At 68.7% G+C, this 11,472-nt stretch carries 11 protein-coding genes; 7 read left to right on the forward strand and 4 right to left on the reverse strand.

The features are described from left to right. The coding region (locus NK1_RS32850; protein ID WP_157104564.1) for a HAMP domain-containing sensor histidine kinase at positions 1 to 2,140 on the reverse strand (2,140 nt) is incomplete at its 3' end. A 318-nt stretch (positions 2,141 to 2,458) separates the two neighbouring features. Here NK1_RS32850 and NK1_RS32855 point away from each other — a divergent pair. The 5 genes from NK1_RS32855 (at position 2,459) to NK1_RS32875 (ending at position 8,523) form a co-directional block, all read left to right on the forward strand. Next, positions 2,459 to 4,570, forward strand: coding sequence for an AMP-binding protein (locus NK1_RS32855; RefSeq protein ID WP_063015083.1), 2,112 nt, complete (start codon positions 2,459 to 2,461; stop codon positions 4,568 to 4,570). 128 nt (positions 4,571 to 4,698) lie between these two features. Further along, positions 4,699 to 5,079, forward strand: a complete 381-nt coding sequence (locus NK1_RS32860) for a hemophore-related protein (RefSeq protein ID WP_063015085.1) — start codon at positions 4,699 to 4,701, stop codon at positions 5,077 to 5,079. A gap of 76 nt (positions 5,080 to 5,155) precedes the next feature. Beyond that, the gene (locus NK1_RS32865) at positions 5,156 to 5,860 is read left to right on the forward strand and encodes a response regulator transcription factor (RefSeq protein ID WP_374726717.1); all 705 of its coding nucleotides are present in this window, start codon (positions 5,156 to 5,158) and stop codon (positions 5,858 to 5,860) included. A gap of 37 nt (positions 5,861 to 5,897) precedes the next feature. Then, positions 5,898 to 7,280 (forward strand): sensor histidine kinase, encoded by a 1,383-nt coding sequence (locus NK1_RS32870; RefSeq protein ID WP_063015089.1) that lies wholly within the window; start codon positions 5,898 to 5,900, stop codon positions 7,278 to 7,280. A 76-nt stretch (positions 7,281 to 7,356) separates the two neighbouring features. Then, positions 7,357 to 8,523 carry a YhgE/Pip domain-containing protein gene (locus NK1_RS32875; protein ID WP_063015091.1) on the forward strand — a complete coding sequence of 389 codons (1,167 nt, stop codon included), beginning with the start codon at positions 7,357 to 7,359 and terminating at the stop codon, positions 8,521 to 8,523. A 6-nt stretch (positions 8,524 to 8,529) separates the two neighbouring features. Here NK1_RS32875 and NK1_RS32880 read toward each other — a convergent pair whose 3' ends face one another. Then, positions 8,530 to 8,892: an FKBP-type peptidyl-prolyl cis-trans isomerase gene (locus NK1_RS32880; RefSeq protein ID WP_036498008.1), complete on the reverse strand. Its 363-nt coding sequence runs from the start codon at positions 8,890 to 8,892 to the stop codon at positions 8,530 to 8,532. Positions 8,893 to 9,031: 139 nt separating this feature from the next. Here NK1_RS32880 and NK1_RS32885 point away from each other — a divergent pair, with 139 nt between their 5' ends. Beyond that, positions 9,032 to 9,835, forward strand: coding sequence for a TrmH family RNA methyltransferase (locus tag NK1_RS32885; RefSeq protein ID WP_063015093.1), 804 nt, complete (start codon positions 9,032 to 9,034; stop codon positions 9,833 to 9,835). Then, on the forward strand, positions 9,832 to 10,134 hold the full coding sequence (locus NK1_RS32890) for a DUF2537 domain-containing protein (RefSeq protein WP_245660996.1): 303 nt from the start codon (positions 9,832 to 9,834) through the stop codon (positions 10,132 to 10,134). Before NK1_RS32885 ends, NK1_RS32890 begins: the two co-directional genes overlap by 4 nt. 23 nt (positions 10,135 to 10,157) lie before the next feature. Here the strand turns inward: NK1_RS32890 and NK1_RS32895 are convergent, their stop codons facing one another. Beyond that, positions 10,158 to 10,889, reverse strand: a complete 732-nt coding sequence (locus NK1_RS32895) for a DUF6928 family protein (RefSeq protein WP_063015097.1) — start codon at positions 10,887 to 10,889, stop codon at positions 10,158 to 10,160. A gap of 379 nt (positions 10,890 to 11,268) precedes the next feature. Further along, the coding region (gene sepH, locus NK1_RS35265; RefSeq protein WP_245660997.1) for a septation protein SepH at positions 11,269 to 11,472 on the reverse strand (204 nt) is incomplete at its 5' end.

Genomic DNA, 11,472 nt, shown 5'->3' on the forward strand with positions numbered 1-11,472 from the left:
GGCGCTGCGGAAGCCCGCCCGCGGCCGAACCGTTCGCCGCGGCGGCGGCACCGTTGGTGCGCACCGTGCGGTCGTCGCCGGCATCCGCGGCCGGCGTGATCGGAATCGGCCCGCTCACGCCCGGATCCACGGTGACCATCATGTTGCCGCTCGGGGTCCGGGTGACGCCGCGCATCTGCATCGACGACGCCGCGGACGGCCGCTGGGTCGGCACCGACATCTGCTCACCGGACTGATCCGGCAGGGAGACCGTTCCGCCCGACGGCGCCACGATGATCGCCTTGGGCACGTGCACGGTGACGGTGACGCCCGGATCGCGGGCGGTGTCGAAGGTCGGGCGCAGGCGCACGTTCAGGCCGTGCCGCTCGGCCAGCCGGCCGACCACGAACAGACCCATGTGACGCGCGGTGTCCGCGCCGACCTCGGCGGTCGTTTCCAGGCGCCGGTTGATCGATGCCATCTCCGCGGGCGGCATACCGATACCGCGGTCGGCGACCTCGATCAGCAGACCCTGATCGTGAGCCTGGGCGAAGGTGAACTTGACGTCGGTCTCCGGCGGCGAGGCGCGCAGCGCGTTGTCGAGCAGCTCGGCGAACAGGTGCGCCAGGTCGGAGGCGGCCGGTTCGGTGATGGCGCCGCGCGGGGTGGCGCCCAGTTTCACGCGCTCGTAGTCCTCGACCTCGGAGATGGCGGCACGCAGCACGTCGGCGATCTCGACCGGCGCGGACTTGCTGCGCCGCTGCCGGGTACCGGCCAGAATCAGCAGGTTGTCGCCGTTTCGACGCATACGGGCGGCGAGGTGGTCGAGCCGGAAGAGGTTCTCGAGCAGGCGCGGGTCCTTCTCGTCGTACTCCATCGCCTCGATCAGCGAGAGCTGATGGTCGACCAGCGACTTCGACCGGCGCGCCAGGGTTTCGAACATATCGTTGACCTGGGTACGCATGGAGGCCTGGTCGGCCGCCAGGCGCAGGGCCTGACCGTGGATGTCGTCGACCGCGCGAGCGAGCTGGCCGACCTCTTCCTCGGTGTGCACCGGCATCGGCTCGAGCGGCACATCCTCGGGGCTGGCGCCGTCACGAAGACGTGAGACCTCGTAGCCGAGGTCGTGCTCGGCGACGCGCAGCGCGGCCAGGCGCAGCTTGCGCAGCGGCACGATCATGGCCCGCGCGACCAGCACGGCGAAGATCAGCGCGGCCAGAATCGTCAGGACCACGATGATCGCGTACTGAATGGCGCCGGCCCGGGCGTTACCGGCCAGGTCGTTCACCCGCGAGGTGATGTCCTGGGTCGAGGAACCGACGATCTTGGTGTAGCCGTTGAGGCTGTCGACCAGCGACTGCTTGATATCCATCAGCGGCAGCTGACCGACGTCGACGTTCGGCCCGCTGGTCATCGTGATCCGGTTCTGCAGCAAGCCGTTCAGCTCGGCGATCGTCGGATCGTTCTCGGGCAGGCGCTTGGCCAGCAGGTCCAGCATGTACTTCTCGGTGTTGCCCGCGACCTGGAAGTCGTGCAGACCGCCCTTGGCGTCACCGGTCAGGGTCTTGGCCGAGGCCGCGATCTCCTGGACCATCACCGCGCGGGTGTTCAGCGAGTCGACCAGGCGCAGCTTCGCCGCGTCGACGCCGGGGTCGGAGATGGTCGAGACGATCTCCTCGACCGTGCGGACGCTGTTCTGGCGGATCGCCTCTTCCTGGGCGATCGCGTCGGCGAGGACCGGCGAGGGTTTGGTGCCCTGATCACGCACCGCCTGGGCGCCCTTGATCATCTGCTCGATCGCATCGCGCGCACCCGGAACGCCGTCCAGCTTGGCCGTGGCCTTCTGCGCCGTCTGGATGGCGCCGTCCAGCCGGGTCAGGTCCGCGTCCTGCACCAGCGACTGGGTCGGGCTGATCGCGGCCATCTGGCCACCGGCGACCGTGGCCGCGGCACCACTCAGGCCGGTGACGGCCGGAATCGCCTCGACGTGCTCGACCGCCTGATCCAGGTGGCTCGAGTCACTGAACTCGGACGCGATCCTGGAAGCACCGAGTACCACCGCGACGAGCAGCGGCACGGCCAGCACGGCCGTAACCTTCCAGCGCAGGTCCCAGTTGCCGAGCGCCCAGCGCTTCCCAACGGGCCTAGCGGCGTCACGCATCTCCAACTCACTTTCCAAACTGGCCCCAGCCACGCGCCATCGGCGAGCCTCCACGATCGCACGCGCGGCTCGGTAAGCAGAACGGGCCGGGAACTGCGGCTGGCCGAGAAATTGCGTCCATGACGGCCGAAATAGGTGACATGCGATTCTAACGGATCAATAACTTCTTGTGTGACCTCTTGGCAACCACCAGCCGTTAACCTGGCTATTCCAGCCAAAATCAAAGGTCGCGGCGGCCGCCCGGACGTCGCGTGAAGTCTGCCACAATCAGGCTGATCTATCGAGGCGGGCATCGATGCGAGGCAGGGAGTCATACGGTTGAACGCGAAGCAGGAGTACCGGCCCACCTACCAGACCAGCCTGGTCGACCCGTCGGACTTCTGGCGTAGCGCGGCCGAGGCGATCAGCTGGGACGTTGCGCCCGAACAGATTCTCGATACCACGGCACGACCGACGGCTCGGTGGTTTCCCGATGCTCGCCTCAACACCTCCTACAACGCCCTCGATCGGCATGTGCGCGATCTCACAGCGGAACCCGCCTCGACGAACGACGATACCGATACCGCCGCCGAAACGGGCATTTCCGAAAAAACGGGCGGTCGCGCGCATCAGCCCGCCTTAATATATGACTCCGCTATGACGGGCGCCACAGTCGTCTACACCTACGCCGAATTGCTGGCCGAGGTCGCCCGGTTCGCCGGCGCCATGCTGCGGCTCGGGGTGCGTACCGGCGACCGCGTGGTGATCTACATGCCGATGATCCCCGAGGCCGTGATCGCGATGCTGGCCTGCGCGCGGATCGGCGCGGTGCATTCGGTGGTCTTCGGCGGATTCGCCGCGCACGAACTGGCCGCCCGCATCGACGACGCCGAACCCGTCCTGATCGTCACCGCCTCCGGCGGCCTGGAACCGAACAAGCGCCTCGAGTACCCGCCCATCGTGCTGCAGGCACTCGACCAGGTGCACACCACCGCGCCGCGGAATGTGGTCGTGAAGCAGCGCGAAGGCTTCCCGACCATCCGGTTCGCCGCCCCGCAGCCGGCCACCGACACGCTGCCGGATTCCACCGCGACCATCGCGGCCCGCTGGCTGGATTGGGAGGACATGGTCCGCGACGCGGAACCGGCCGACCCGGTGCCGGTGGCCGCGACCGATCCGCTCTACATCCTCTACACCTCGGGCACGACCGGAAAACCCAAGGGCGTGGTGCGCGACAACGGCGGCCACGCGGTGGCGCTGGCCTGGTCGATGCGCAATATCTACGACATCTCCCCCGGTCAGGTGATGCTGACCACCTCCGATATCGGCTGGGTGGTCGGCCATTCCTATATCGTCTACGCCCCGCTGCTGGTCGGCGCGACGACCATACTGTTCGAGGGCAAACCGATCGGTACGCCCGACTCCGGCACCTACTGGCGGCTGGTCGAGCAGTACGGGGTGCACGTGATGTTCACCGCCCCCACCGCATTGCGCGCTATCCGCCGCGCCGATCCGGATGCCGCGCTGGCCCGCCGCCACGATCTGTCCTCGCTGCGCGCGCTGTTCTGCGCCGGCGAACGACTCGACCCGGCCACCTACGAGTGGACCCGGGAGACGGTGCTGGCCGACCTGCCCGACTGCCCGGTGGTCGACCACTGGTGGCAGACCGAAACCGGCTGGCCGGTATGCGCCAACCCGCTCGGGCTGCAGCAACTGCCGATCAAACCCGGCTCGGCCTCGGTTCCGGTACCCGGCTACCGGCTGCGCGTCCTCGACTACGAAGGCGATGCGGTGGCCACCGGCGCCGAGGGCAATATCGTGATCGGCCTTCCGCTCCCGCCCGGCTCGCTGACCGGCCTGTGGCGCGACGACGAGCGCTTCGCCCGCTCCTATCTCTCGGCCTATCCCGGGCACTATCTGACCGGCGACTCCGGCTATTTCGACGAGGACGGATATCTGTACGTCCTCGGCCGCAGCGACGATGTGATCAATATGGCCGGGCATCGGCTCTCGGCCGGCGGCATCGAGGCCGCGATCTCGGGACATTCGGCGGTCGCGGAAACCGCGGTGATCGGAGTGCCCGACGAACTGAAGGGGCAGTTGCCGATCGCCTACGTGGTGCTCAAGAACGGCGTCGACATCGAACTGGCGCGACTGCGCGCCGAGATCATCGCCCGCGTGCGCGAGCAGATCGGCGCCATCGCGACCCTGCACGACGTGACGGTGGTCCGGGCGTTGCCGAAGACCCGATCCGGAAAGATCCTGCGCCGCACCATCCGCCAGATCGCCTCGGGCGAGACCTGGGAGATGCCCGCGACCATCGAGGATCCCGCGGTGCTCATCGCACTGGAGGATCAACTGCTCGCCGGAACCGATCCGACCGCCGACCCGGCGGCGGAGACCACGGCCGGCCCGGCGGCGAGCACGAACGGCTCGAGTATCGGTTCCTGATCGGGGCATGCGAGTGCGGGGCGCGCCCGGCCCGGTTCAGAGTCTTCTCAGAATCGGTTCACGCACGCCCCAGACTCCGGCACTACCGTGCCGGACACATACGTGCCGACGCACAGGGAGAGAGAATCATGCGCATTCGCGGATTTGCCGCAACCACCCTCACCGCCGCGGGCCTGGCCGCCGGGGCCGCCCTGCTGGTCCCCGCCACCGCATCGGCGGGTCCGACCGAACTGGTTGCGCCGCTGCTGAATTCGACCTGCAGCTTCGAACAGGTCGACGCCGCCCTGCACGACAAGGCGCCGCAACTGGCCTCGATCCTGGACAACAACCCCGACCAGAAGGCCGAGCTGAAGGCCAAGTTCGATCAGCCGGTGGAACAGCGCCGCGCCGAATTCCAGCAGTATCTGGCCCAGCATCCGGACGAGGCGCAGCGCGCCCAGCAGGACCCGCGGGCCGCTGGACTGAGCCGGACGATTCAGGAAGTCGCCGATTCCTGCCACAACTACTGACCCGGGCACCGGGTCGGCAACGCGCGCGGGCCTCGGGCCACCCCCGGGGCCGCGCGGTCAAATTACACTGCACACCGTGGCGAGCAGCGAGAATCCGACGGTGCTGGTGGTCGACGACGACGAGGATGTGCTGTCCTCGGTGGAACGCGGCTTGCGACTGTCCGGATTCCGGGTGGTCATCGCCCGCGACGGCGCCGCGGCCCTGCGCAGCGTGACCGAACAGTCGCCCGACGCCATCGTGCTCGATATGAACATGCCGGTGCTCGACGGCGCCGGCGTGGTGACCGCGCTGCGTGCGATGGGCAACGAGGTGCCGATCTGCGTGCTCTCGGCGCGCAGTTCGGTCGGCGACCGGATCGCCGGGCTGGAATCCGGCGCGGACGACTATCTGGTGAAACCGTTCGTCCTCGCCGAATTGGTGGCGCGAATCCGGGCGCTGCTGCGCCGCCGCACCGATACCGCCCCCGCCGCGGCGCCGGGCTCGATCACCGTGGGCCCCTTGGAAATCGATGTGGCCGGCTATCGCGCCCTGCTGCACGGTAACGAAATCGAGCTCACCAAAAGGGAATTCGAACTGCTGTCCACACTGGCCCGCAACGCCGGGGTGGTGTTGAGCCGGGAACGACTGCTGGAGCTGGTGTGGGGGTACGACTTCGCCGCGGACACCAATGTGGTGGACGTCTTCGTCGGCTATCTGCGTCGCAAGCTGGAGGCCGACGGCACTCCCCGGCTGCTGCACACCATCCGCGGCGTCGGCTTCGTGCTGCGGATGCCGAAATGACCGGTGCGCCCGCCGCGACGACCTGTGCCGGTGTGGGATGACCGCACCGGGACGGCGGCGCTTCGGGCTGCGACACTCCTATTCGCTGCGCACCAGGGTCGCCGGGGCGGCGGCATTGGGCGCGATCATCATCACCGCGGTGTTGAGCTGGGTGTCGGTGGTGGCACTGGGCCGCAACAATCTCGCCCAGGCCGACCAGGAATTGAACATCGCCTCGCGCATCGTGCTGATGCAGCCGCTCATCGCGGTCGGGGTGCTGTCGCTGGTGACGCCGAACAAGGATATGGCGGTGACGGTCCGCGACCACGGTGAGATCATCGCCTCCACCAGCGTGCGCCTCCCGGCCGAAGACCCGGGTTCCCATACGGTCACGCTGGAGGGCACCCCGTTCCGGGTGCTGACCACGACCGAGAATCAGCCCGAGGGACGGACCGTATCGATCGCGATCCCGCTGACCGACGCCTATCACACCATGTCCGAACAGCGGCGCTGGGTGCTGTTCGCGGCCGGGCTGGCGGTGGCCGCGGCGGCCGGGCTGGGCTGGGTGTTCGGTGGCGGCGCGGTGCGCCCGATCCGCGATCTCACCCGGCAGGTCAGTGCGCGCAGCGGCACCAGCACGGCTGAGGTCCGGGTGGACGGATCCGGCGTCTGGGAGGCCGAAAAGCTTTCCGAGGCAGTGAATTCGCTGCTGGAGCGCGTGCAGTACGCCCAGGCCGAAACGGCGGCGGCACTCGAGACGGCCCGCGATTTCGCCGCCGTCTCGGCACACGAACTGCGTACTCCGCTCACCGCGATGCGCACCGACCTCGAGGTGCTGCGCACTCTGGACCTCGACGAGCAGCAGCGCGCGGAGATCCTCGACGATCTGCAGCGCAGTCAGGGCCGGGTGGAGGCCACGCTCGCCGCGCTGGAACGGCTCGCCGCCGGTGAGCTGACCGACGAACGCGACCACGTCGAAACCGATATCGGCGATCTGGTCGATCACGCCGCCCACGATGCGATGCGCCACTTCCCGGAACTCACCGTCCGGATCGAGACCGATCCCGAACTGATCACTCGTGGCCTGCCGACCGGACTGCGGCTGGCGGTCGACAACGCGCTCACCAATTCCGCCCGCCACGGCGGCGCCACCCAGGCCCTGGTGTCGGCTCATCGCCGCCCCGACGGCCGGATCGTGATCACGGTCGACGACAACGGCGCGGGCATCCCGGCCGAGGAACGGCGAACCGTCTTCGACCGCTTCATCCGCGGCGCCAACGCCACCAAGGGCGGCTCCGGGCTGGGCCTGGCCCTGGTCGCACAGCAGGCCCAATTGCACGGTGGCCGAGCCTATTTCGACGACGGAATCCTGGGCGGGGTGCGCCTGGTGCTGGAATTGCCGGACCGTCCGATGTCCGCACCGTCACCGCCGGAAATCTGATTCGTCCGAGTTCCCTCACAGAACCCTCAGATATCCGCCAGTACTTGCGCATTCATCGCCGCTACCGTCTGACGGCGTGGCAGATAGACGTTTTCGCTGGACAGTGCTCGGTGTGGTGACCCTGGTGGTCGCCGGTGCGGTAACCGGCGGGGTGATCGCCGCCACCCGCGGTGGTGCCGCGCCGACCGATATCGCGATCGTCAACGCGGATACCGGCCCCGCCGGTGCCCGCATCGTGAAGGCGCTGCAATCCGAGGACGACACCTGGACCGTGGCCGAACCCGGTGCCCGCAGCACCGATCATGCCGCGGTGATCACCCTGCCCGCCGACCTCAGTTCGTCGTTGGCCACCCTCGCCACGGCGCGACCGCATCGGGCCCAGCTGATCGTGGCCACCAACGAACACGCCGACACCGCCGCGGTCGACGACGCGGTCGCGGCGGTGACGCGGCGAATCGCGGCCGCCGGCGTGGATCAGACGCTGGGCGCGGTCGCGAACGCGCGCGGTTCGATGCAGCAGGCCGCCTTCACATCCCAGCTGCTCGACGCGGGCGTGCGGACCGCCTCCGACGCCGCCGGACAGTTCACCGGCGGCGCCCAGCAGATGCTGGGTTTCCTGGATTCCGCGAAATCCGGTGCGGCGACGCTGACTTCGCAGCTCGGCCAGGTACACAGCACTCTGGGACAGGCGACGAATCAGGCCGAGAACATGGCCGGCGCCTTCGACGCCACCGGACTGACCATCGGGCAGATCAGTGCCGGTGCGAACGCGATGAGTACCGGGCTCGACCAGGTCCTGCCACTGCTGCGAGCGCTGCCGTTCGCGGCGGACCCTCAGCTCACCGACATCATCGGCAAGCTGGAGGCGCTGCGCTCGATCGCGGGCCAGGCCGACACCCAACTGGCGGGCGTGGCCCGGCTGACCGGGAGCAGTACCGATCCGAACACCGGCCTCGGCACCATCCTGCGCGATGCCGCGAACCGGTTGACCGCGGCCGCCGCCCAGCTGGACCAGGGCGCCGCCTTGGCCGGGCAGATTCCGCAACTCGCCGATCAGGCGAGCACGCAACTGCAGGGTGCGCTGCAGGCGGTGACCGGCGGGGTCACACAGATGCAGCAGATTTCGACGAATCTGACCGATCAAACCGGCAAGGCCCTCACCGCCTTACCGGCACACAGCACATCCCAGCAGTCCGTCCTGGCGACGAATCTGTCCGATCCGGTCGAGATCGTCCGGCAGTGAACGTCCCTACTCGACGACGTTCAGCAGATCGATGACGAAGATCAGCGTCTTGCCCGACAGCGGGTGGCCCGAGCCCTCGGGGCCGTAGGCCAGCTCCGGCGGGATGGTCAGCTGGCGGCGACCGCCGACCTTCATGCCGGGAATACCGTCCTGCCAGCCCTGGATCAGGCCGCGCAACGGGAAGGTGATGGATTCGCCACGGTTCCAGGACGAATCGAATTCCTCGCCGGTGTCGTAGGTGACGCCGACGTAGTGCACCTCCACGGTGCCGCCGGGTACGGCTTCGGCTCCGTCGCCCACGACCAGATCCTGTACTTCCAGCGTGGTGGGCGCGGGGCCTTCCTGGAACTCGACTTCCGGCTTGGTCATGCGTCCTCTTCCGTTGCGATGGATAAATCGTTCTGTGGATAAACCAATAAAGAGTTCACCATAGCGTTGCCCGCCAAACCGTGTTTCACACGACAGTTGGCTCGGCCGAATTCGCGGCCAGGGTGCAGGATAGGTTGCCGTGGCCCACGTGATCGATATCGTCGACCCCGGCGACCCTCGGGTCGCCGACTTCCGCGACCTCAACTCCGCCGACCGGCGGCCCGACCTTCCGGGCGGGAAAGGCCTGGTCGTGGCCGAGGGCGTGGTGGTCGTGCAACGCATGCTGGCCTCGCGTTTCCAGCCGTTCGCCCTGCTCGGGGTGGGTCGCCGATTCGATCAGCTCGCCCCCGACCTCGCCGGTGTGGACATCCCCTATTACCGCGTCGGCGCCGAGGTGATGGCCGAGATCGTCGGATTCCACCTCAATCGCGGTGTCCTCGCCGCCGCCTGCCGCCCACCGGAACTGCTGCCCGAGGAAATCCTGGAGACCGCCCGCACGGTGGCGGTGCTCGAGGGCGTCAACGATCACGAGAATATCGGCTCGATCTTCCGGAACGCGGCCGGACTCGGCGCGGACGCGGTGTTGTTCGGCGACCGCTGCGCCGACCCGCTGTATCGGCGCGCGGTGCGGGTGTCGATGGGACATGTGCTGCGCGTACCGTTCGCGTCGCTGCCGACCTGGCCCGACGGCCTGCATACGCTGCGCGAGCTCGGTTTCCGGATCATCGCGCTGACGCCGAATCCGGCGGCGGTGAATCTGGCGACCGCGATGACCGGCGGCCGGGTGGCGCTGCTGCTCGGCGCGGAGGGCCCCGGTCTGACCGAGGCGGCCATGCGCGCCACCGATATCCGCGCCCGGATTCCGATGACCCCCGGCACCGATTCGCTCAATGTCGCGACCGCGGCCGCGATGGCGTTCTACGAAAGGGTGCGGACCTCGTGAATCGCCCACTGGGCCGCCCGGAAGTCACCCCCGGTGAACCGACACCGTGGGCGGCGGGCATCGCCGTGGCGGTGTTCGTCGCCGCGCTGACCGCCGCCGGGGTGTACTCGTTCGGTGTCGCACTGGCCCATGTCCATTGGACGCTCGCGGTGGCGGTGAACGTGATCGCCGTCGCCGGTACCGCACCGACCGCATGGCGGTGGCGCCACACCCCGGTCACCCGCTGGGTGCTCGCCGGACTCGGCGCCGGGGTACTGATCGGCTGGGTCGTGCTGCTGATCGACGCTGCGGCCCAATAGGTTTCGCGATCGAGGTTTCGCGATCACACCACGCGGTCGCGTCCGCGCAGCCAGCCGAACCAGCGTTTACTCGCCGGAATCGTCACCGACGTCTCCCGGGTCGCCGGTGCGGGCGCCTGCCCGGCGGGATAGAGGCTGAATCCGCACACCTCGATCCGGTCCGGAAGCAGTGCGTCGCCGCAAGCGCCCGCCCGATAACGGAATCCGAGCCACTCCTCGTTCGCGGCGTCGGCGAATTCCGGCGGGTCGAACGGCAGGATCTGCGGATCGGGAAAATCACCGGGCCGCAGCCGGACCGGATGGTCGCCGGCCCAGTACTGGCGCTCCCACACCAGCGGCAGTCCTTCGTCCTCGACGATGTCGACCCGGGTGGCGCTGAAGGCGCGACGGAATTCCCCGCGCTCCCAATGCGCGAACGCACCCCAGCCCAGTGCGACGTCATAGGACACCAGATAGGTGTGCTCGGAGGCCAGCGGCCGGATGAGCAGTTCCGGCAGCCGGGTCGGGTGGCTGCGCGCCGCCTGCACGGTACAGACCACGGTGACGCCCGGAAAGCAGCCGATGTACATCGACCCGGGATCGGGGCCGGCCCAGACCTTCAGGGTGCCGGAGGCGGCGGGCACCACGTCGTGGTCGGGATTGAGCTGTTTGGCCAGTGCGAGCGCGGCTTCCGGGTCGGGATCGGGGTGGGAGCGCAGGACCGCCGCCGGGTCCGGGTCGTCGACGTACCAGATCGACGAGGCTGTGGATGGCACCTGCGACACCTCCCGAGCTCGAACGGGTAAGCGTGGTTACTCCCGAGCAATCACGGGAGCCGAACCACATCCGACGCCGCGGCCTGCTCGCTGCGCGCCCGACGAGAATCGGGCGCATACGAAAAATCTACTCCCCCAACAGCGGAAACACCGGCGCTTCTGACTTCCGCGCGCGTGTCAACCCCCGTTTCCCACTATTCCGGCGGCGACGCGCCCGAACGGGGGTGGATACGGTGAAAGACTTCGCGGCGGAGACCGATGGCCTCCGCCGCGAATTCGATGTGGTTGCCCCGGAGCGATGCCCGGCCGGTATTCGGTGACTCGCCGCGGATTCGGCGCCCGGCCGCGGACTCGGTGCCCGAAGGACCCGGCGGCGGACTCAGTGCCCGGAGCTGCGCACGCCGAGCAGCACATCCTCCCAGGACGGCATCGGCGCCTTACCCCGCTTGGCCCGAGCCGTCTTCTGCGGCGCGGGCTTGGTCTCGGGCTTGGCGTTCGCTGCCGGTGCGGTGGACTTCGCGGCCGGGGCCGTCTCCGGCTCCGGCGCGACGGCCGGCTCGGGATCCGCTGCGGGAGCGGCGGG

Source organism: Nocardia kruczakiae NBRC 101016, assembly GCF_001612965.1.
Classification (GTDB): Bacteria; Actinomycetota; Actinomycetes; order Mycobacteriales; family Mycobacteriaceae; genus Nocardia; species Nocardia kruczakiae.